Genomic DNA, 21,774 nt, shown 5'->3' with positions numbered 1-21,774 from the left:
CCGTGTCATTACGCGCTGTTCCTCTATTTTTTATTCCAAATTTTAATCAAAAAATCATGATAAGGGCTTATAATCAGTTATTCGAAAACAACAAAAAGTGGGCGGAAGAAACAACCAGGGAAAATCCGGAGTTCTTCACAAATCTGGCCAAAGGACAGGCGCCCAAATTCCTCTGGATCGGCTGCTCCGACAGCCGCGTTCCAGCTAACCAACTTACCGGCACCCAGCCCGGCGACATCTTCGTACATCGTAATATCGCCAATATGGTGATCCACACGGATATCAGCATGCTCAGCGTACTCGACTATTCGGTAAACGTGCTCGGAGTAGAGCACATTCTGGTGTGCGGACATTACGGCTGCGGCGGGGTCATTACCGCAATGGGCAACAAGCAAGTGGGCCTTATCGATAACTGGCTGCGCCACATCAAAGACGTATACCGCCTTCACGCACGTGAACTGAATGAAATTGAAGATCCAAAATTGAGAGCTGACCGCTTTGTGGAGATCAACGTTCAGGAGCAGGTACGTGACCTTGCCAAAACGACCATCGTACAAACTGCCTGGGCAAATGGCAAGAGACTGCAAGTCCACGGTGTCGTGTACGATATCGGCAACGGCATCCTGAAGGACATGGACGTGACGATCGACGCTACCAATTTTGCCGACGACGTATACCGTCTTGACATACCGCAATTAGTATAATCAGCGGTTCTGCATTCCGAGTAGTACAATAAATGATCCTTACTGAATCAATCGTATGTCATTGAATAATAAAAGTTTGTTCGCCAATATCAAATACGATTTACCTTCCGGGCTTGTCGTATCCCTGGTAGCGCTGCCGTTATGCCTCGGTATTGCGCTAGCCTCGACCGGACGCTCCGATCTTCTTTTTTCGGGCGTTATCGCCGGTATCGTAGGTGGAATCGTAGTAGGCTCGCTGAGCGGCTCCTCCCTGGGTGTGGCAGGTCCGGCAGCGGGTCTGGTTGTGATTGTACTCAATGCGCTCGATACGCTGGGCAGCTTCGAGGCGTTTTTGCTCGCAGTTGTCCTAGCGGGGCTATTGCAAATAATAGCAGGTTTGCTTAAAGCCGGTATTATAGGCTACTATTTCCCGTCCTCCGTGATCAAGGGAATGCTGGCCGCTATTGGTATCACACTCATTTTAAAGGAAATACCACATGCATTCGGCTATGATGCCGACTTCATGGGCGACGAGGCCTTCGCACAGAGAGACGGCCGCAATACCTTCACGGAAGTTTACTATTCGCTGCGCTACAACAGCACAGGGGCGATCATCATTTCTTTGGTTTCGCTTGCAATGCTGATCCTGTTCGACAAGCCGTTCATGAAGAAAATACAGCTGTTCCGGTATATCCCGGGCGCTTTGTTCGTCGTCATAACCGGCGTCCTCCTGAACCTCGTATTCGGGTCCGTGGCACCACAATGGATGCTCAGCGGTGAACATATGGTGCAGCTTCCGGTTGCTTCGAATGCATCCGAGTTTTTCAGTTTCTTTAAAACGCCTGATTTCTCCGCATTCAGCAAGCCTGAGGTATACACCGTAGCGCTGACGCTCGCTATTGTTGCCAGCCTCGAAACGCTGCTTTCCGTAGAAGCAACAGACCGTCTCGATCCGTTCAAGCGCACAACGCCTACCAATCGTGAGCTGATCGCCCAGGGTACCGGTAACATGATTTCGGGGCTGATCGGTGGATTGCCCGTAACGCAGGTGATCGTCAGGAGCTCGGCCAACATTGATTCCGGCGGCAGAACACGCATGAGTACGATCATCCACGGCACTATCCTGCTTATTTCTGCAGTATTCATCGCCAGGTACCTCAACTACATTCCGCTGGCATCCCTCGCGGCGATCCTGCTGATGGTAGGTTACAAACTGGCGAAATTCGAGCTGTTTAAAGGCATGTACAAGTTGGGACTCGAACAGTTTATCCCTTTTGTAGTAACCATTATCGCGATCCTGAGCACCGATCTGCTCAAAGGTATCGGCATAGGAATGGTAGTGGCAATCTATTTTATCCTGAAAAAGAATCACAAGCATTCATACCATTATATCAAAGAAGAGCACCGCAACGGCGAGGTCATTACGCTTCTGCTTTCGGAAGAGGTCACCTTTCTCAATAAGGGAAGCATCAGCGCTACGCTGGATAACCTGCCCGACGGCTCTACGGTGGTAATCGACGGCAGCAAATCGATGAATATCGATTACGACGTGCTTGAAATCATCCAGGATTTCAGGAAACACCAGGCGCCGTTACGCGGCATTACTGTCGAGACACGGGGAATCGGCGAAGTGCAGGCCGTAGGCGCACATTAATAGCTACATAACTCAATACGAAGGCCCGCCTCCAGTGGAAAGCGGGCCTTTCTGTTTTGTAATAATTCGATAAGCAGGTTACTTAATTCTTTTGCTTCAACCGCTGGATCAGCATGTCGTTAAAAGTACGTTCCGCCTTGTATAATTCGATTACCTGGCTTGCTGTAATGACTTTTAGAAATTTGTTCTGATATTCTTTTTCAAGATCGAGCTCCTTTTGTCTCAGCTCCTGAACTTCTTTCAGATTATTCAATACAGCCTCGTCGTTCTGACCCTCCGCTTTCTTGTCGTTAATGATCTTGCGCTGGGCCCGGTGGATTTCCCTTCTTCGCTGGGCATACTCATTATACATCGGCCAGAAACCGGTGGATTGCTCGGGTGTCAGATTGAGGCGATTGGTAATGATCGCCACCTTCGCATCCTGGATTTTCTTTATTTCTTCCTCGGAACGGCGCTGGGCATGGGCTGTCGTCGATGCGACCCCGATAAATAGGAGTAAAAGGGCAAAAGTGTTCCGATACCGTTTGAATTCAATTTGTAAGTTCATTTCGATTGTTCGTTAGGGTCAAATCTTCTCCGGGGCGACCATAGATTCCTCCAACTGCTGGCGAAGAATATCGTCTTCCAGGCCATCCAGGTAATTCAGCACCGTCGAATCGGATTCGAATGCTTTCTGAACCACCTTGTGTTCGCTCAGATCGTAATAGCTAATGTCCTGATCTTCCAGGTAAGTGATGATAGAGGCGTTGCTGATGCCGCTCAGAGGCTCCTGCCCCAGCGATCCCTGACGCTCCGGTACCGTTATCCACACCAGCACGAGAATCAGCGCAGATGCAGCTGCCAGTCCGACAGACCGTTGCCACGACCAGCTCACGAGGGGTTTACGGACGGGCTCCGCGGGGATCCGGGACTGGATCATTTGCGGCAGCTTGTCAAAATAACCTTCCGGCACGGAAAAGGGCGTCTCCCTCTTCAGATCATCCAGCCGTATACGTTTTTTGTCCATGATTATTTATATTTCCTGTCTTGTGAAGGTTTGACCAAAGTGAATGCAAATAGTTTAATCCGTGTCGTTCAAAAAATCCTCAATTTTTTTTGAAGCCCAATGATATGAGGCTTTTAGCGCTCCTACCGACGTTCCCGTGATTTCAGAAATTTCTTCATAGGGCAAATCTTCAAAATATTTCAGGTTAAACACCAGCCTTTGCTTTTCCGGTAATTTTAATATTGCTTTCTGCAATTTCAGCTGGATCGCGTCGCCGCTCACCTCGGGATCTGCTTCCAGTTTTTCGCTCAGCTCGTTCTCGACGTCGTAGATCGGGATGAAATATTTCCGCCGCTTTTTGTTGAGAAAATTAATGGCCTCATTGCTGGCAATGCGGTAAAGCCAGGTATACAGCTTGGCATCGCCACGGAAATTTTCCAGCGCCGTCCATGCTTTAATAAAAACATCCTGGGTAATATCATTGGCATCATCATGATCGACCACCATCTTCCTTACCAGCCAATATACTTTTTGCTGGTACTTCCGCACCAGCTGATTGAAAGCGTTCCTCCGCGTTTCGGGATTTTCAAAAAGGGATAATAATTCTTCGTCGGACATTTAATCAGTGTTAACCTGATCGTTACTTACAGGAAAATCTGCGGGACCATATCTGTTACCTAAGCCCGGAGTCAACGCCGATCAATAATAGTTTATTTTTTGATTCAGGCCAAATAAAAAGAGCCCTGCCTATGCAAAAAGCCAGTTTTGCAGAGACAGGGCTCAATCTATTTAATCTGTTACCCACCGACCTAAATCGACGGCAAGGCAATATTATTTTCTCGCGATGGCACGTTTTGCCGCTTCAACGATATGCTTTGCATCCAGCCCGTATTTTTCAAGGAGCTGTGCAGGTGTGCCGCTTTCTCCGAAGCTGTCGTTCACTGCTACGTATTCTTGCGGAACAAGCTTGTTTTTCACCAGAACCTGCGCAACGCTGTCGCCAAGACCACCGATGCGGTTGTGTTCCTCAGCAGTCACCACGCAACCCGTTTTTTCAACAGATTTCAGGATCGCTTCTTCGTCCAGCGGCTTGATGGTGTGAATATTGATGATCTCGGCATTGATACCCTCCGCTTCGAGGATCTCGCCAGCCTGAATCGCTTCCCATACCATGTGGCCGGTAGCAATGATGGTTACATCAGTTCCCTCATTAACCATCCACGCCTTTCCGATCTCGAATTTCTGATCCGCATCCGTAAAAATTGGGATGACCGGACGACCGAAACGCAGGTAAACTGGTCCGTCGTGATCAGCAATAGCGATAGTAGCTGCTTTGGTCTGGTTGTAATCGCAAGGGTTGATGACAGTCATTCCCGGGAGCATTTTCATCATACCAATGTCTTCCAGGATCTGGTGGGTAGCACCATCCTCTCCCAAAGTAAGACCTGCATGCGAAGCACAGATTTTCACGTTTTTATTGGAGTATGCTACGCTCTGACGGATTTGGTCATAAACGCGGCCAGTCGCGAAGTTCGCGAAAGTAGTAGCGAAAGGAATTTTACCTCCGATAGTCAACCCGGCGGAAACACCGATCATATTCGCCTCGGAAATACCGCATTGGATAAAACGATCAGGGTTTTCTTTGATAAACGGTTCCAGTTTCAAAGAACCAACGAGGTCGGCACAAAGCGCCACGACGTTGGGATTTTGCTGTCCCAACACGTGCATTCCGGCACCGAAGCCCGAACGCGTATCTTTCTTCTCAGTGAAGGTGTATTTTTTCATTTTGAATATTGTCTGTTTATGAAACCGCGCGCATTGCTGCCGCTGGTCCGGATATTAATAATCTCCCAAAGTTTCTTCGAGCTGACCCAATGCCGCCGCCAACTGCTCGTCGTTGGGTGCTACACCGTGCCATTTATGGCTGCCCATCATGAAATCGACGCCGTAGCCCATGCCGGTGTGGAGCAATACCATGATCGGTCTGCCATGTCCCAGGCGGCCTTTGGCTTCGTACAGGCCTTTCAGCACTGCCGCCATGTCGTTTCCTTCTTCGATAGAGATTACTTCCCATCCGAATGCTTCATATTTGGCACCCAAATCGCGGTTGTTCATTACCTTGACAGTCGGGCCATCGATTTGCTGGCCGTTCAGGTCAATGAATGCGATCAGGTTGTCCACCTGGTGGTGCGGTGCGAAAGTAGCGGCTTCCCAAACCTGGCCTTCCTGCTGCTCGCCATCGCCCATCAGTACATATACCGTTCCTTTGTCGTTGTTCAGTTTCTTAGCGGTTGCCGCACCCAGCGCTACCGACAATCCCTGACCCAGTGAGCCCGACGCGATGCGGATACCTTCGAGGTGCTCGTGCGTGGTGGGGTGTCCTTGCAGACGTGAATTCAGCTTACGGAAAGTAGCCAGCTCCGATACAGGGAAATATCCCTTGCGTGCTAATACGCTGTACCAAACCGGGGAGATGTGACCGTTCGAAAGGAAGAAAAGATCTTCGTCCTTGCCGTCCATATCGAATACAACCTTACCATCCTGCTCTTTAAGCTTCATGCGCTCAAAGTACAATGCTACCAACAATTCGGTGCAACCCAGCGACCCGCCAGGGTGCCCCGACTGACAACCATGTACCATTCGTACGATGTCCCTGCGAACCTGGGATGCTACTTTTTCTAATTGTTCAATTTCCATTTTTATTTATTTTCTATTGGACTGTCCTTAATCCGGTTACCGAAGCTCGGGACTATTTAGGCGGCGTAAATGTCCTGCTATTCGGAATGTTAAAATGACTGATTATTATTCAGTTTTTCCAAGAATTTGATCAGTGTGTTTCGATGATTCCACTTTGGAAATAATCTCTTCAATGATCCCTTTTTTGTTGATAACGAAAGTTGTGCGCAGTACACCCATGTAAGTGCGCCCGAACAATGTTTTTTCTCCCCAAACACCGTAGGCTTCTACCATTTTATGCTCGGTATCGGCTAGCAGCGGGAACGGCAGGCTATGTTTCTTGATAAACCGCTGATGCGATTTTTCGCTGTCGGGGCTTACGCCGAACACCTTGTATCCCTTTTTTAGAAGCGATCCGTAATTGTCACGGATATTGCAAGCCTGATTGGTACAGGTGGGGGTGTTATCTTTGGGATAAAAGTACAAAACGACTTTTTCTCCTTTCAAATCCGATAGTTTTACTTCTTTTCCATCCTGGTCTTTTACTGAAAATGCGGGTGCGGGGTCACCGACTTGTAGTCCCATAATCTATCTTTTGCGTTTTCTGGTTTTCTTAGGTTTAACAACCAGGTCTACCAATTCTGTTCGCAAGATAGTACTATTTCCCGCCCTATCCGTCACTTCCAACACGAGTTCTCCTTCAAATGGCTGGCTATCATCCAGTTTTTCCGACCATACATAGCCTTTTTTAAAGTCGTAATTCAACAAAACCCATTCGTTGTTTACCAGCGCCTTGAAACTGGCAATCCCCGACATGCCGTCGCCTACATACCCTCGTATGCGGTGCTTACTGTGTTCGACGAGCCGCGCCCTGGGCGGCACCGTATCTTCCTGGACCACAAACGTACCAAGCTCGCGCGTATCGAAACGGATCATCTCTCCGTCCCATTTCCCGCCCAGAAACCGGTAGTCGCCGTTGAGGTAGCGATACACAAAAGTCCGCGATTTATCCTCGGGCACTTTCTCAGGCATAAATGCAACATGAATGTAGTCGTTCAATGCTGTGCCGCGGTTATTGATGGTCAATGCATTGAAATTCCGCTGGCCCATCAGGAAAAGCGTATCGAACAAGCTGGTATTGTCAAAATCGACCGACCATTTAGCCTCCTTGAATGACGAAGCAATACCCGGCAGCACCTGACTCCGGAGAAAGGTCTTTACCGTTGTAGTGCCCACTTTCACCGAATCAGGCATTTCTTTCCTTAAATCAGTCAAAAAAACCGCTGATTCACCCGCGTACAAATCAGGCACTTTCTTTTCCTGCCTTCCCTGAATATAAAATGTGGCGGTCGGATCCTGGCTGCGGTAGTATTTGGCCTTTACGACCAATGTATTCTCCCACACTTCGGTTTGAACATATTCCGGATTCACCTCGGTATTGAATGCAGGCAGCGGCTGGTTTTGCGGCTCGCCTTTGACAGTGAATATCAGCTCCGAGAAATTTTCATAAGAATCCGAAATCCGGACCTTCACTTCATGGTCCAGCGTATCGGCAATATTCAACTTGCCGTTGATCGCATTGGTTTTGTATAAATTGAATTGATTTCCGTCCGGAACGTAGCATTTCAGGAAACGCTGGCCTGTCGCCTGCTCGGTTTCGTAATCGATAAGGTTGTTGTAATCACGGGTAGAAGCGTTAGGAAACACTTCAATATTATAGGAAAACACTTCCTGCCCGTCCATCCTGATCTCGATGCACTGCAAACCATAGCGAAAGCCAGTGCCGGTCATCTGATCGAAGGCAATGAGGTCGAGGCCTACGATACCTGTTGCTGAAACGGTATCCCGCAGATGCCAGGTACCGTCTTTCAGTTTGACAGGCGTATACACTTTACGATCAAATTGTCCATTCACCCGTCCATTAATGTCCATGGGCCGAATGGCTATATTGACAAATTTCGGCGGGGTAATGTCTTTGATTTCGTTAAAGCCGAAATATAGCGGGTTCAGATAATTATCCTTCGAATCGCGGACTTCGAAATGTAAATGCGGCCCCGCAGAACCTCCCGTATTCCCCGAGAGTGCGATGTCCTCACCTTTTTTGAATGCAAACTGGCCCGCTTCCGGAAAGAGGTCAATCTCGAATGTCTGCTTTTTATACTGCTCCTGCCGGACCCAGCTAGCCAGCGGATCGCTGAATTTCAGCAAATGGCCATAAACGGTGGTCTGTCCGTTGGGATGGCGCAAATAGATTACATTACCATAACCGGTACGCTGTACGGCCACTTTGTAAACATAACCTTCTGCAGCCGCGTACACGGGCAACCCCTCGCGCTGCTGTGTGCGGATATCGAGCCCGGCGTGAAAGTGATTGCTGCGCAAATCGCCCAGGCCACCTGCCAGTGAGTTGGGCAAGCCAGGACGGATCGGAAACTGGTAATAACCTTTTGGATACGATTGCTTCTGGGCCAAAGACTCCCGTGCAACACCTGCCAAACCCAAGACAAATAACCCCGAACGGACAAATGCCCGAAAATAATGACGCATGAAAAAGTGCATGAATAACCGGTACGCCGACCGGGTGATATGAAGAGTACGGTTTACTTAACGAAGAGTTCGAGCATCTTCTTGCCTTCGATCGAGGCTGTCAGCTTGTCGCCCACCTTCACCGGGCCAACGCCCTTAGGAGTTCCGGTAAAAATCAAGTCGCCCTTTTTGAGCATGAAAAATCTCGAAACAAAGGAAATCAGGTAGTTGATGCGGTAGATCATCATTGAAGAATTGCCACTCTGCCGCGTTTCGTCATTCACATCAAGGCTGAAATTGACATTCTGAATGTCTGCAAAATCTGAAACCGGAACAAATTCTGAAACCGGCGCCGAACCGTTGAATGCCTTCGCAAGCTCCCAGGGCAGCCCTTTGGCCTTCAATTCGGATTGCAAATCGCGGGCGGTAAAGTCGATCCCTATTCCGATTTCACTGTAATATTTATGTGCAAATTTCTCTTCGATATTCTTCCCGACCTTATCAATCTTCACCACGAGCTCTACTTCGTAATGGACGTCTTTTGAAAAATCGGGATAATAAAAATCATCTCCGGGGCGGATCTGTGCGGTTTCAGGTTTCAGAAATATGACCGGGGAATCGGGCGTCTGGTTGTTCAGTTCGGCGATATGCTCTGCGTAATTCCGGCCGACACAAATAATTTTCATCAGGGGTCAATGCTAATTTAAAAGGAATGAACGTCAGGGACAAAGCTACTTACAAAGCCGGGGCCTCACAATATTTGCCACAATTTTTCAGCCCTAATGCAGTTAAAATAATGATTGGCACCTACGTCCCGTCAGCTACGCTCATGCAGCCAGCGTCCCGCCGGCGAACATGAATTGCAAATGCGTACTGCTAACACAAAGAAATTTTTAGTCTATTTTTGAAAAAGTAATCAGGCCATATTCCGCTTACGCATGAAGAAGTACCTTTTCCAACCCCGGTCCTGCACCATTTTTATCTTCCTGATCACTACGTTACTATTCTCCTCCTGCGACACACTCCGCAAAACACCTGAAAGAAGTACGTCATCGCGCGGCACCGCCTCCCGCGGACGCACTTCCCCTGCCCGCAGACCGTCTGACCGCAGACCGTCTGACCGCAGAACGTCTGACCGCAGAACGTCTGACCGCAGACCCATATCAAAGGCACCTGCACGCAAGCCCGCTACTACCCGACCCTCCACTTACACGCGGCCCGGCTCGGCAAATACCGCCAATATCCCGCAAGTCGTCCAAATCGCCCGCACTTATACCGGCACCCCCTACCGCTCCGGAGGCAATGATAAACAGGGTATCGACTGCTCCGGCCTGATCTGTCAGGTATATTCCGAAATGGGCGTTAAGGTACCCCGCATATCGTGGCAGCAATCCGAGTTCGGGCAAGAAATCGGCAAGATCGAGGAAATCAAGCCCGGCGACTGGCTGTTTTTTGTCCCTGAGGCCGGTAAGGAAGGTTATGTATCCCATGCCGGCATTGTTACTGACGTTCGAGGACAGGACGAGATCATATTTATCCACGCCTCCACATCGCGGGGTGTAAGGGAGGACAACCTGTTTTCCACCTATTTCAAGGGGCGTTTTGTCAAAGCCATGCGGCCTTTCTGAGCCGTTCCGACCGTTCATAAACCCGGCCTGAATAAAATTGAGAACTGCCATAGGGGTAGCATGGAATGTGATTGTCCTTTACGAAATTTGCAGTCATAACTCAGTTTCCTCTCCCTTAATATGCAAGACACCATAGCGCCTCCGCCAAGGTACGGCGACCGGATTTTAACAATGCAGGCCAGTCCGGGCATTCCCGTTTACATTTATGCCACCGTTTTCGCCTCCTTTTGCGTCATTACCGGACTCATCTGGGACATTTGCTGGCACATGAGCATTGGCCGCGACGGATTGCTGTCGCCGCCGCATTTAGTCATTTACCTCGGTGCCGTGGTAGCGGGACTATTCTCGGGCTATGAGATTTTAAGGAAAACATTTTGGGGAAATGAAACCGAAAAAGCGGCCAGCGTCAAAATCTGGGGCTTTTTTTACAGTTCGCTCGGCTCCTTATTCTGCGTTTGGGGCGCGCTGTCGATGCTTACCTCCGCTCCTTTCGATGATTGGTGGCATAATACCTATGGCCTCGATGTTACGATACTCTCCCCTCCGCATACCGTGCTGATCCTCGGAATTATCGGCATCCAGTTCGGTGCGATGATCAGCGTGATTGCGGTGAAAAACCAGATGAAACTTTTCGATGGTTTTGCCCAGGACCGTGCCCAAGTATTGGATAAAACGCTGTTCTGGCTGTTTGCGCTTTCAGCGGGATTCCTCCTGACAATTTGGTTCACACTAATATCCGAGGAATTAGGTAGGATGCGCGTGCACCGGTCGAGCTATTACATATTTGCCGGAGCTGCATTTCCATTGTTACTAGCTGCCATAGGTAAGGCGGTTTCTCACAAATGGGCCGCTACAGCAGTCGCCGGTGTTTATACTGCTTTAATGCTCGGTACGCTCTGGATTATCCCGCTATTCCCTGCCGAGCCCAAACTGGGCCCGATCCTGAACCACATTACCCATTACCAGGGCTTTCATTTCCCGCTTTTACTGATCGTCCCGGCCATTGTAATCGATATCCTGCGCGATCGCTTCGCGCATTGGAATGACTGGAAACTAACCTTATTGCTCGGCGTAGCCTTTCTGAGCGTATTTTTTGTAGTTCAATGGTTTTTCGGTGGGTTTTTGATGGAATCCCCGTATGCCCGAAACTGGTTTTTCGGAAGCCACTACTGGTATTTCGGGAATGATCCCGACTGGCAATACCGATACAAGTTCGGTCCGTGGATGGTAGAGAAAACACCCGAATTACTCAAAGGGCTGGGTATTGCATTGGCATTAACACTAATCTCAACCCGCATCGGACTGGCGTGGGGCAACTGGATGCACAAGATTCAACGATGAAAAAATATCTATACTTATTACTTTTCTGGCTACCGGGTATCGCTTCGTATGCGCACGTGGGCAGCGCAGGTGTGCAAATGCAAGCACAGGCCGGCGCCTACAAAGTCCTCGTGAGCGTCACTCCTCCGGACGTAATTCCCGGAACGGCCCAGGTTTCTGTTTTTATTCAATACGGCGAAGCCCGCAAAGTGTCGGTACGGCCGATTTACTTTTACTCGGGCGATAAAGGTGCACCTACTTCCGACCCGCTGACACCTGTCCCGGGGCAAAAAGGCCAGTTTCAGGGAGCGGTATGGCTGATGGAACCAGGCTCGTCCAGTGCGCAGATAGGCATCGAGGGTATGCAGGGTGACGCTGAGTTGATTATCCCTATTGTAGCCGTTTCAACCGCCGAACGCGAAATGCCCAAAGGTCTTGGCATCGGGCTAAGCATCCTGGGGTTGTTGCTTTTTCTGCTCATGATCACGACCATCGGTGCGAGCGTGAGCGATGGGCTTTTAAAACCAGGCCAAAACCTTACCGCGGCCCAAAAACGGAAGCGCTGGATTAATATGGGCATCGCCACAGTGGTATGCTCGCTGATTCTATATGGCGGAAGCAGTTGGTGGGATAGCTGGGCGGCCGAGTACAAACAGTGGCTCTACAAGCCTTTGAAGGCTAAAACCGTAGTCTTCGACGCAGATTCCCAGCGGGTTTTTCAATTAAAAATAGACACCACAAAATGGGACCGCCGCATGAAGGGAAGTATGCTGAGCACCTTGATCCCAGACCACGGCAAGATCATGCACACGTTCCTTGTCCGCACGCCGGGGCTCGACGCATTCGCACACGTCCATCCCGACCGCAAGGATAGCCTTACCTTTGAGGCCGCATTACCGGACCTTCCGGCGGGCAAATACCTGGTTTACTCGGACATTGTGCAATACTCCGGTTTCGCGGAGACGATCGTCGACACGCTGGTGATCGGCGCAAAACCATCGATCGGCCTCACCAAGGCGTTATCCGAAGACGACACCTATATTATTACAGATCCGCTCGACACACCCGGCAAAATACCGATGGGCGAAAACGTCGTCATTTGCGGAAAACCCGGAACCAAGACCGTGTTTAAAGACGGCTCCTATGCGATTTGGGAGGGCAAGCCGGATAAGGCACTCGAAGCGGGAAAACCTTACCAGCTCAATTTTGAAATATTCAATCCCGACAATAGCCCCTGCTTCCCGGAACCGTACCTCGGAATGCTCGGACATGCGGTAATCATGCGCTCCGATGGCTCGGTTTACATTCACCTGCACCCGAGCGGCTCCTATTCGATGGCCGCGGGGCAATCATTCGAAGATCGCATTTCGGATACTGCCCGCGTCGCCAAATGGCCCAGGCCAGACGTTTTCCGGGACAGCATCGACCGGTACCTGGCTAATCTCAAAGCCATGCCGACCGTAGACCGCGAAATATTCCTGATGAAAGAGATGGGTATGTACAACGTCACCGAAGCTGGCATGACAGGCATGGAGCATGGTACACGCATTTCGTTCCCGTATGCCTTCCCGAAAGGCGGTCAGTACCGGATATTCCTTCAAATCAAGCGAAATGAAAAAGTGCTGACCGGCGCCTTCGACGTGAAGGTCACCGATCCGGTCACGTTATAACATTTCAGATTACGGCATTTCAGAAGAGCGCAGCGATCTTTTCGTAGGAGAGGTCGCTGTAATCATTTATATACAGGTTGCACGGCGGCAGTTCCTCACGCGTGTGTGAGCTGAGCACGCCCACCACGCGCATTCCGGCGTTGAGCGCGGCCGAAACACCCGAGAATGAATCTTCAAATACAACACATTGGTCCGGGGTAACACCCAGGTTCCGGGCAGAGGTGAGGTAAACTTCGGGGTCGGGCTTGTGCTTTTTCACGTCTTCGCTCGCCAGAATAGAGCCCAGCATCTCCCGGATGGGTACCTTGCTGAGGATCAGATCCAGGTTAGCCCGGGGTGCAGAGGTAGCCACGCCAAGTACCGCCCCATTTGCTTTCAAATCCTGCATAAATCCGACAATACCTTTGATAGGCTCCACGTAAGGTGCATACAATTCACGGAAAAGACCTTCCTTTTCTTCTTCCATTTGCAACAACTCTTCCCCTTCGATCACGCGCTGCAAAAAATGGCTTAAAATATAGCTATTGCTTTTGCCATACATATGCTGTGCAAATTCCTCTTCGGTAGGAGAAAGGTCCCGTTTTGAAAAAAACTCACGGAATGCGCGGGAGTGGTACGGGTTCGTATGGACAATTACGCCGTCCATATCGAAAATGACTGCTAATTTTTCTTTCATCCGACAAAGTTAGCTATCAGAAAACCTTCCTGAAAATGAAATGCCGCACTAAAAGTGAGTACAATCATTGAAATAATTTGACAACTTTAAGCTAACTTTTTACAAACAACTGATCTTTTTACTGAGCATTCCATTAAATTTACCCGTCACGCCTCACACTATTTCTTCAAAACTTCCTTAAATTCAATGTTATAAAAAAGCTTCCTGATTTACCCCACCAAATATCCGATCAATTACCCGCATATATGAATGAATTAGAACGAGCTGAAAATGGACTCGACGGTAGCGCACTTTCGAAGCCAAAAACGCTCACTTCCCTTGAAGTGTATGATCAGTACGGAGCCATGGCATATGGGATTATTTTACAAATCCTGCCCCAGGTGCATCTGGCTCAGGAAGTGCTGGTAAGTGTGTTTTCCTCGCCGCAATTACAATCTTGCAATAGTTATCCCTTCACCTTTGCCGCGTGCGTGATCAAGCTGGCGAGGGCCAAAGCAGTGGAAGCCAAGCGCAAGCTAACCGCCCTTGCGCCCGTAGGCGCCGATTATGCGAATGGCGATACCTCGCCGCAAAGCATTTTCGACCTTGCGTTCCGTCAGGGATTCACACCAGAGGAAGTCGCCGGCAAATTGAACATATCCAAAAGCGAAGTGCTTCGTTCTTTTCACGAGTTTTTTAAATCATACCGCAACGCATAAATCTTACACACATTGAGCAAGCAGGAATTTATCGAGAGCGGCATTCTCGAATCACATTTAATGGGACTCGCCAACGAAGAGGAGCGGCAACTCGTGGCAGAAATGATGCTGTCCGATCAGACAATGTCCGAATATGTAAATGATCTTGAATTAAATATCAAACGCTACTTTGCGGAAGGGTCAGTACCACCACCCGAGGATGTGAGGGAAATCATATTGCTTAGAAGCATTCGCGAGAAAAAAGGCCGTAGCAGTTCCGACATGGGAGAACCGGTCTATGCCAGGCAATACCTCGACGTAGAGGTGAACGATACGCACATGAAAGTGCATAAACTGTGGCGTCCGGCATTTATTGCCGTTTTCATCCTGTCGAAAATTTTCCTGATCGCCGGATTGTATTTCTATTTCAAATCGGTCGCACAACAGGAGGAAATCGAAAGGATTAAAACTGAAATGCAGCTGAACAACAAGTAAAAATATTAACCTGTACACACGAAAGCCGGCGGACATTACGATCCGACCGGCTTTTTCCTTTTAGTTACCCTCGCTTATTTCAGGAATGCGCGGAGCATCCAGGCCATTTTCTCATGTTCTCTGAGAAGGCCGGTCACGTAATCGCTTGACCCGAGGTCTTTGTAAGTATCTGCAAATTCGGTCACTAACGGACGAAGAAGGCGGATGATCGTTTCGTGGTCGTTCAGCAGGTTCTGCAACTGCGTTTTTTCGTCGGTGGTATATTCCGGTTCGAGGAGGTCGGTCAGTTTAAGAATGTCCACCAGGCGCGCTTCCGAATAGTGGCCGATGGCGCGGATACGTTCTGCAATATCGTCCAGGATCACCTGTAATTGCTCGTACTGTCCTTCGAAAAGCTTATGCAATTCGAAAAAATTCATTCCACCGATATTCCAGTGATAGTTGCGGGTTTTGGTATAAAGTACAAACTCGTTGGCGAGCAACTTGTTCAACTGGTAGGCTACGGCCTGGGTATGCTCGTCCGATATTCCGATGTTGGTTTTCATGCGTCTTTGTATTTGCTGTTGTTAATTGTGTAGGCTCATATACGTAACCAAAGCTAATTGATAAAAAGTTGCCCTGCAATGTCAAAAAATGCGATTTTACTGACATTTTTTTCCGCAGGAAAATTGCTGCATGATATATCGTTACCAAAGCACTGTTCTTCCGTATAGGTAGGAAAGAATTGTTATATTTGTTAACCTATCTTTTATGAAAGACAGCGAAAGAATCAGTAACCTGGAAGAAATGACGGCAGATATCTACCTTGTCCTCGACAGAATTGATAATGATCTCAATAAGATACGTTTGCTCGACATTAACATGGCAAACGACATCCGATCCGTCGCTTCCGTGGCCGCGCGGACGAAGCGTCAACAGCAAATTTATGAGATGAAACATGCCAAGTTGCATAGAACGCTTCTTGACGTATTTGCAATCGCCCGAAAAAACGCCATCAATATTGAGAACTACGCAAGAAACACGCTCGCGAAGGACGACCTTTCGCTATTGTACGAATACATGATGAGAAAGTTCGATCTGGCGAAGGAGCATACCGATCGGCTAGAAGCGGCATTGGCGAAACATAGAGGCAAAACCAAAAAGCTTGATGATAGTATCGAGGCTATTAAAAGAAAGTTAGATAACCTATAACTGAGAGTACAAATTAATATGTTCCCATTCCGCGTAGGCCAGGGCTACGATGTTCATCAATTAGTAGAAGGCCGGCCGTTTTGGCTCGGCGGTATTTTAGTCCCACACACCCATGGAGCCAAAGGGCACTCCGACGCCGACGTGGTGTGTCACGTGATGTGCGACGCGCTCCTGGGCGCGGCCAATCTCCGCAACATCGGTTACCATTTTTCCGACAAAGACCCGCAATGGAAGGGCGTCGACAGCAAGATTCTGCTCGCCAAAGTCCTGGAAATGATCCGTGAAAAAGGATATGAAGTCGGCAATGTAGATGTGACGATCGTTTTGCAAAACCCGAAACTCAATCCACATATCCCGGCTATGAAAAGCTGCCTGGCCGAGGTTACCCGCATCTCAGAAGAAGCTATTTCTATCAAGGCAACTACCTCCGAGTATTTGGGTTTTGTGGGAAGGGAAGAGGGTATTGCCGCGCACTGTGTTGCATTGATTTATAAACCCGGGGCATTTCCGGGTATTGCCTAGCCAACGATCCTGTTAAATAATAGATTGCATGAAAAAAACACTACTGTTACTCTCCGTTAGCATTGGTATCTCTTTCTCCGCCTGCGCTCAGCAACAATCTGCGCCGCTTACCGAGCAACCACTCGGATTTGAAGAATACGACCCTATTTCCACGCTCAAAGTGGAAGAACACCCGCTGAAAAGAGCGAAATTCCCGTTTATCGACGTGCACAATCACCAATATCAAATGCCGACACAAGACCTGAAAGGGCTCGTGAAGCAGATGGACGAGTTGAATATGGGAATCATGGTGAACCTCAGCGGTCGCGGCTGGTCGCAGGAATGGGCGGAGGGAACGGCTACATTGAAGGGTTCTCTGGAAAACGTGGCCAAAAACGAGCCAAAGCGTATCGCTGTTTTTACGAACCTGCAATTCAAAGGTTTCGGCGAAAAAGATTGGTCGCAGAAGGCTGTGAAACAGTTGGAGGAAGATGTAAAAATGGGCGCCAAAGGCTTGAAAATCTACAAAAGCCTTGGTTTCGCAGGTATTAAGGACGACAAAGGCAACCGCGTGCCGGTAAGCGATCCGCGCTTACAGCCGGTTTGGCAGAAATGCGGCGAGCTGGGTATCCCGGTATTGATCCACACAGCCGACGTACCGTCCTTTTGGGATCCCATGGACCGTTATAACGAGCGTTGGCTGGAACTGAAAACACATCCGGGACGCCGGCGTGGCGCCAACGATCCGATCCCGTTCGATTCGCTGATTGCCGAGCAACACCACATTTTCAGAATGAACCCGAAAACGACGTTCATCAATGCGCATATGGGCTGGTATCCCAACAACCTCAGAAAGCTCGACAGCCTGATGATCGCTTTCCCTAATATGTATGTGGAAATAGGCGCGGTAATAGCCGAACTAGGCCGTCAGCCACGCGCCGCGAAGAAGTTTTTTGATAAATACCAGGACCGTGTCCTTTTTGGGAAAGACAGCTGGGTACCGTCCGAATACGCTACCTACTTCCGTGTACTCGAAACCGAGGATGAATATTTCCCTTACCACAAAAAATACCACGCATTCTGGCGCATGTACGGTATGGGGCTATCCGACGAGGTATTGAAAAAGCTCTATTATAAAAACGCATTGAAAATCATCCCGGGACTCGACAAAAGCCTTTTCCCTAACTAGTCGGCCTCATTTGAATGCCTTGGCTTCGCGTATGACCGACCGGTACTCCGCTTTGCCAAGGCATTTTTTATAATACTCCCTGGCTTTGGCCTTATTGCCTGCCCGCGCGGAAATGCGTGCGAGCCCTGCATAGGCGAATGCGTGATATTCTTTCGTGTACTGGTCGTCGTGCGGCGTTTTGAGTGCTGCCAGATACTCTTTCTGAGCGGCCGCATCATTTTTTCGATCCTTTTCTTCTAAAATCCCCTGAAAGGTCCGCCAGGCGACCGGATAAAACCCGGCACTTTGTTTACGAAGAAGCTGCACGCCTTCATGCGCCTGGTCGTATTTCCCCGAAAGCAACTGTGCTTCCACGTGTTTCATCAGATAAATAGGGTTTCTCGGGTACGAATCCACGAGCTTTTCCATATAAAAAACCGCCTTTTCAGGCTTGGCTTCGTATTTCAGGTAAATGTGTGAAATATAATAGCAAGACTCCGCTTTGGTGATCGTACCTACCTTCGTGGCCGTATCGATCTGCTTTAGACCCAATGCTTTGTCCCCGTTCTTAAAGAAAACCAGCAGCGGCTTCACGATCGGGTGCTCTTCCGGGTACACTTCCACATAATAGTTATACATGCCGGACGTGAAGTAGAATTCAGGGTTTTTATTCAGCAGCTTAAAACCCTCAACGAAAGCATTATACGCTTTTTTCCCCTCGCCTGCCGCCGCCATCATTTCCCCGCGGTAGTTGTAGATCATCGCCATATAACCTCTCGCTACCATTGTGTAAAAAACTGCTTCCGGATCGAGGCTATTCTTTCCATAACGCTTGTTGATTGCTTCCAGGCATTGGTCGAGCTTTTGGATGTATTCCTTCGATTTGGAAGGATTGTCCTTGATGGGCAGGTATTTCCAATACAAAATAAATGAGTCGAGAATGTAGGAAACCGGGTGATTAGGATACTTTTTCTCCACCTGGTCTATAATCTGGACGGCCTCATCGAACTCGTAATTATATATTTTATCGAGGCTGTTTTGGATGTTCTTTAACGAGGCTGGGTCATTGAGTATTTGTGCATGGGACTGAAATGAGCATAGGGCGAGAAAAACCCACAGGCCCAGGGAACGAAGTGTAATTTGCATGGCTTTCGACTCAAATTGGTTTGGTGGTATCCCAGCTGAACAGTAGCTTTGTTTATAACCCATAATTGAATGTGCGGGTTTCGGCCTCACGCTTTATTTTGGTCAAATTGTACCTAATCAACTTCCTTACTTGACAATATGATTCGCTATAAGCAGTTTACACTGGGTAACGGCCTTCGGGTATTTGTCCACGAAGACTTTTCAACACCCATGGCTGCGGTTAATATCCTGTACAATGTAGGCTCCCGGGATGAAGACGAAGAACGTACCGGCTTTGCGCATTTGTTCGAGCATTTGATGTTCGGAGGTTCCAAAAACATTCCCAGCTACGATGTTCCCGTGCAGAATGTGGGCGGCGAAAACAATGCATTCACTTCTCCGGATATCACCAATTACTACATCACATTACCTGCCGATAATGTAGAAACGGCATTCTGGCTGGAATCGGACCGAATGCTGAGCCTTTCTTTCGACCCTAATGTGCTGGAAGTGCAGCGCAAGGTGGTAATCGAAGAATTCAAGCAGCGGTATCTTAATCAACCTTACGGCGATATGTGGCTGAAATTACGGCCATTAGCCTACAAAAAGCACCCTTACCGCTGGGCCACGATTGGTAAAGACATTGGTCATATCGAACGCGCTACCATGGACGACGTCCAGGATTTTTTCTTCCGTTTCTACCGTCCCAATAATGCGGTGATGGTGGTCGCTGGTGCCGTAACATTTGAAAAAGTGCAGGAACTGGCCGAAAAATGGTTTGGAAGTATCCCTGCCGGGCCGGCTTATGTCCGCAACCTTCCCGTCGAGCCGGTACAAACCGAAGCCAGACATCTCGAAGTCTCAGCCGCGGTTCCGCTTAATTCGTTGATCAAGGTTTTCCATATGCCCGGCAGATATGAGCCGGGCTTTTATGCGGGAGACTTGCTCAGCGACGTCCTGGGGAGAGGGAAATCTTCGCGTTTATATCAGAAATTATTGAAAGAGCGCGCGCTATTCAACAGCATTAGCGCGAGCATTGTTTCTTCTCTGGACCCTGGATTAATAATGGTCAAAGGAAACCTGAACCCCGGTATCACCTTAGAGGAAGCCGATGCTGCGGTGACGGAAATTTTGCGGGAAATTGTTGAAAATGGCGCTTCCGAGGAAGAGGTAACAAAAGTGAAAAACCAATCTGAGGCATCGCTGGCATTTTCGGAAGTCGAACTGCTCAACCGGGCGATGAACCTGGCATTTGCAGCAAATGCAGGCAATGTGGATTGGGCCAATAGCGATGCAGAGATTATAAGGGCACTGACTCCTGCCGATATTCATAACGCGGCAAAAAATATCCTGAGACCTGAGAATACCTCGACGATGTATTACAGGGCAGAAGCTAAATAGCTCTTAGTATTCAAGAAAAAAGCGCTTCCGGACCGGTAAGCGCTTTTTTGTATAAATCCCATCGAAACTCAATCCTCGGGCAGGAATGTCAGGTAACTGAAATTCTCTTCATTAAACATTTCCCTCGCAATTTCCTGTAATTGAGAGGCGGTGATCTGCTCGATTTCGCCGAAAATCTCCGGGAGCGAATCGACTTTACCAGTATCCAGGATGCTTTTAGCCATCATGAGCATAAAACTCATGTTGCTTTCCTCCGACATAGCGAGCTGTCCCATAAGCTGCACTTTGGTCTGATGCAGTTGAAGCGTGGTAAGAGGCACCTCCCTGATGCGCTTCAATTCTTTGTTTATCAGCGAAATGCTCTTGTTCAGCTGTTTTCTTTCAGTACCGAAAAATATGCCCGTAAATCCTGCATCAAGGTAAGGCGTGTAATTCGCCTCGATAGAGTATACAAAACCATACTTCTCACGCAGCGAAAGGTTGAACCGGGAGTTCATTCCCGGCCCGCCAAGCAGGTTGACCAGCATAAAAAATGGCAGGCGGCGCTCGTCCAGTAATGAATAAGCCGGCTGGCCCATCGCGCATTGTGCCTGCTGGATCGGGCGCTCCCGTTCCAGGCGTACGGGCGTGTAAAGTACCGGTGCATTCCGTTTCCTGCTAGTGGTGCGATGCGGTACGCCACCCAGGTACTTCTCTGCCATACGAATCACCCTCGAAAACGGTAAACGGCTCACCGACGACACGACAATGCGCTCGGTATCGATATTGTGATTGATGAATTCGTGTAAATGCTCTCGGCCGAATGAATTGACCGTTTCGGCCGTACCGAGAATGTTACTGCCCAGTGCGTGTTCCGGAAAAATCAGCTGGTCGAAATCATCCTGGATAGCATCCTCAGGTGAATCTATATACATCGACATTTCTTCCAGTATCACATTCCGCTCCCGCTCGATCTGCTTGTCAGGGAAAACAGAGTGGAAAGTAATATCGGCGAGCAAGTCCAGCGCCTTCTCGAAATGATCGTCGAGTACCGAGGCATGGAAGCAGATTTTTTCTTTGGTTGTATAGGCATTCAGCTCGCCACCTACATTTTCAAGCCGGTTGATGACGTGGTAGGAGCTTCTTTTTTCAGTACCCTTGAAGGCCATGTGCTCCCAGAAGTGGGCCAGTCCCTGCTGATGAGGCAATTCATCGCGGCTGCCGATGTCGAGCATGATACCGCAATGCGCTATTTGCGTGTAAGGAACCTGCTTGTGTGCAATGCGGATCCCGTTGGCCAGCGTGTGTATCTGATATTCTTCGGCTAACGTAAGGGAGGATGCTTTGGGGTTGCCCCGCTTGCGGACATTGTTTCTCTTCATTCCTTTTTAACACAAAATCGCCACCAATAATTTTCGG

Annotated in this window: 23 protein-coding genes; 11 read left to right on the top strand and 12 right to left on the bottom strand. The window is 48.9% G+C overall.

Annotated features, from left to right (window positions below; translation table 11 throughout):
• The first annotated feature begins 56 nt into the window (after positions 1–56).
• A complete protein-coding gene (gene can, locus AAHB90_RS00725) occupies positions 57–704 on the top strand; it encodes a carbonate dehydratase (RefSeq protein WP_342082989.1) in 648 nt (215 codons plus the stop codon).
• Positions 705–759: 55 nt separating this feature from the next.
• Positions 760–2,337 (top strand): SulP family inorganic anion transporter, encoded by a 1,578-nt coding sequence (locus AAHB90_RS00720; RefSeq protein ID WP_342082988.1) that lies wholly within the window; start codon positions 760–762, stop codon positions 2,335–2,337.
• A gap of 82 nt (positions 2,338–2,419) precedes the next feature.
• Here the strand turns inward: AAHB90_RS00720 and AAHB90_RS00715 are convergent, their stop codons facing one another.
• The 8 genes from AAHB90_RS00715 to AAHB90_RS00680 all read right to left on the bottom strand — a co-directional run bounded on the left by AAHB90_RS00715 (position 2,420) and on the right by AAHB90_RS00680 (position 9,210).
• Positions 2,420–2,884: a hypothetical protein gene (locus AAHB90_RS00715; RefSeq protein WP_342082987.1), complete on the bottom strand. Its 465-nt coding sequence runs from the start codon at positions 2,882–2,884 to the stop codon at positions 2,420–2,422.
• Between the two features lie 18 nt (positions 2,885–2,902).
• The gene (locus tag AAHB90_RS00710) at positions 2,903–3,343 is read right to left on the bottom strand and encodes a hypothetical protein (protein ID WP_342082986.1); all 441 of its coding nucleotides are present in this window, start codon (positions 3,341–3,343) and stop codon (positions 2,903–2,905) included.
• Between the two features lie 54 nt (positions 3,344–3,397).
• Positions 3,398–3,940 (bottom strand): RNA polymerase sigma factor, encoded by a 543-nt coding sequence (locus AAHB90_RS00705; protein WP_342082985.1) that lies wholly within the window; start codon positions 3,938–3,940, stop codon positions 3,398–3,400.
• A 213-nt stretch (positions 3,941–4,153) separates the two neighbouring features.
• A complete protein-coding gene (locus tag AAHB90_RS00700; RefSeq protein ID WP_342082984.1) occupies positions 4,154–5,107 on the bottom strand; it encodes a transketolase family protein in 954 nt (317 codons plus the stop codon).
• A 54-nt stretch (positions 5,108–5,161) separates the two neighbouring features.
• The gene (locus AAHB90_RS00695) at positions 5,162–6,019 is read right to left on the bottom strand and encodes a transketolase (RefSeq protein WP_342082983.1); all 858 of its coding nucleotides are present in this window, start codon (positions 6,017–6,019) and stop codon (positions 5,162–5,164) included.
• 105 nt (positions 6,020–6,124) lie between these two features.
• Positions 6,125–6,583, bottom strand: coding sequence for a thioredoxin-dependent thiol peroxidase (gene bcp / locus AAHB90_RS00690; RefSeq protein WP_342082982.1), 459 nt, complete (start codon positions 6,581–6,583; stop codon positions 6,125–6,127).
• Positions 6,584–6,586: 3 nt separating this feature from the next.
• Positions 6,587–8,545 carry a M23 family metallopeptidase gene (locus AAHB90_RS00685; RefSeq protein ID WP_342082981.1) on the bottom strand — a complete coding sequence of 653 codons (1,959 nt, stop codon included), beginning with the start codon at positions 8,543–8,545 and terminating at the stop codon, positions 6,587–6,589.
• Positions 8,546–8,598: 53 nt separating this feature from the next.
• A complete protein-coding gene (locus AAHB90_RS00680; RefSeq protein ID WP_342082980.1) occupies positions 8,599–9,210 on the bottom strand; it encodes a fumarylacetoacetate hydrolase family protein in 612 nt (203 codons plus the stop codon).
• 252 nt (positions 9,211–9,462) lie between these two features.
• Between AAHB90_RS00680 and AAHB90_RS00675 the strand changes: the two genes are divergently transcribed.
• The 3 genes from AAHB90_RS00675 (at position 9,463) to AAHB90_RS00665 (ending at position 13,142) form a co-directional block, all read left to right on the top strand.
• Positions 9,463–10,152, top strand: a complete 690-nt coding sequence (locus AAHB90_RS00675) for a C40 family peptidase (protein WP_342082979.1) — start codon at positions 9,463–9,465, stop codon at positions 10,150–10,152.
• A gap of 120 nt (positions 10,153–10,272) precedes the next feature.
• Positions 10,273–11,493: a hypothetical protein gene (locus AAHB90_RS00670; protein ID WP_342082978.1), complete on the top strand. Its 1,221-nt coding sequence runs from the start codon at positions 10,273–10,275 to the stop codon at positions 11,491–11,493.
• The gene (locus AAHB90_RS00665; protein ID WP_342082977.1) at positions 11,490–13,142 is read left to right on the top strand and encodes a hypothetical protein; all 1,653 of its coding nucleotides are present in this window, start codon (positions 11,490–11,492) and stop codon (positions 13,140–13,142) included. The genes AAHB90_RS00670 and AAHB90_RS00665 overlap by 4 nt, the downstream gene beginning before the upstream one ends.
• 19 nt (positions 13,143–13,161) lie before the next feature.
• On the opposite strand, the gene AAHB90_RS00660 is transcribed toward AAHB90_RS00665, so the two are convergent.
• Positions 13,162–13,818 (bottom strand): HAD family hydrolase, encoded by a 657-nt coding sequence (locus AAHB90_RS00660; protein ID WP_342082976.1) that lies wholly within the window; start codon positions 13,816–13,818, stop codon positions 13,162–13,164.
• 245 nt (positions 13,819–14,063) lie between these two features.
• On the opposite strand from AAHB90_RS00660, the gene AAHB90_RS00655 reads away from it, so the two are divergent.
• A complete protein-coding gene (locus AAHB90_RS00655) occupies positions 14,064–14,516 on the top strand; it encodes a hypothetical protein (RefSeq protein ID WP_342082975.1) in 453 nt (150 codons plus the stop codon).
• A gap of 12 nt (positions 14,517–14,528) precedes the next feature.
• Positions 14,529–14,990 (top strand): hypothetical protein, encoded by a 462-nt coding sequence (locus AAHB90_RS00650; protein WP_342082974.1) that lies wholly within the window; start codon positions 14,529–14,531, stop codon positions 14,988–14,990.
• A gap of 74 nt (positions 14,991–15,064) precedes the next feature.
• Here the strand turns inward: AAHB90_RS00650 and AAHB90_RS00645 are convergent, their stop codons facing one another.
• Positions 15,065–15,535, bottom strand: a complete 471-nt coding sequence (locus AAHB90_RS00645; protein ID WP_342082973.1) for a Dps family protein — start codon at positions 15,533–15,535, stop codon at positions 15,065–15,067.
• 205 nt (positions 15,536–15,740) lie between these two features.
• Here AAHB90_RS00645 and AAHB90_RS00640 point away from each other — a divergent pair, with 205 nt between their 5' ends.
• The 3 genes from AAHB90_RS00640 to AAHB90_RS00630 are packed head-to-tail and all read left to right on the top strand — an operon-like array spanning position 15,741 to position 17,871.
• On the top strand, positions 15,741–16,181 hold the full coding sequence (locus tag AAHB90_RS00640; protein WP_342082972.1) for a hypothetical protein: 441 nt from the start codon (positions 15,741–15,743) through the stop codon (positions 16,179–16,181).
• 18 nt (positions 16,182–16,199) lie between these two features.
• Positions 16,200–16,703: a 2-C-methyl-D-erythritol 2,4-cyclodiphosphate synthase gene (gene ispF, locus AAHB90_RS00635; RefSeq protein WP_342082971.1), complete on the top strand. Its 504-nt coding sequence runs from the start codon at positions 16,200–16,202 to the stop codon at positions 16,701–16,703.
• Positions 16,704–16,731: 28 nt separating this feature from the next.
• Entirely contained in the window at positions 16,732–17,871 is a 1,140-nt protein-coding gene (locus AAHB90_RS00630) for an amidohydrolase family protein (RefSeq protein WP_342082970.1), read from the top strand.
• Positions 17,872–17,877: 6 nt separating this feature from the next.
• Here AAHB90_RS00630 and AAHB90_RS00625 read toward each other — a convergent pair whose 3' ends face one another.
• Positions 17,878–18,996, bottom strand: coding sequence for a tetratricopeptide repeat protein (locus tag AAHB90_RS00625; protein ID WP_342082969.1), 1,119 nt, complete (start codon positions 18,994–18,996; stop codon positions 17,878–17,880).
• A 138-nt stretch (positions 18,997–19,134) separates the two neighbouring features.
• On the opposite strand from AAHB90_RS00625, the gene AAHB90_RS00620 reads away from it, so the two are divergent.
• Entirely contained in the window at positions 19,135–20,376 is a 1,242-nt protein-coding gene (locus AAHB90_RS00620) for a M16 family metallopeptidase (RefSeq protein WP_342082968.1), read from the top strand.
• 68 nt (positions 20,377–20,444) lie between these two features.
• Here the strand turns inward: AAHB90_RS00620 and AAHB90_RS00615 are convergent, their stop codons facing one another.
• Entirely contained in the window at positions 20,445–21,737 is a 1,293-nt protein-coding gene (locus tag AAHB90_RS00615; protein WP_342082967.1) for a M16 family metallopeptidase, read from the bottom strand.
• Positions 21,738–21,774: the final 37 nt, after the last annotated feature.

Origin of the sequence: Dyadobacter sp. OTU695, from assembly GCF_038440355.1 — a bacterium.
In the GTDB taxonomy this organism is placed as follows: Bacteria; Bacteroidota; Bacteroidia; order Cytophagales; family Spirosomataceae; genus Dyadobacter.
Note: the sequence above shows the minus strand (reverse complement) of the source record. Positions and strands in the feature narration are given on the sequence as shown.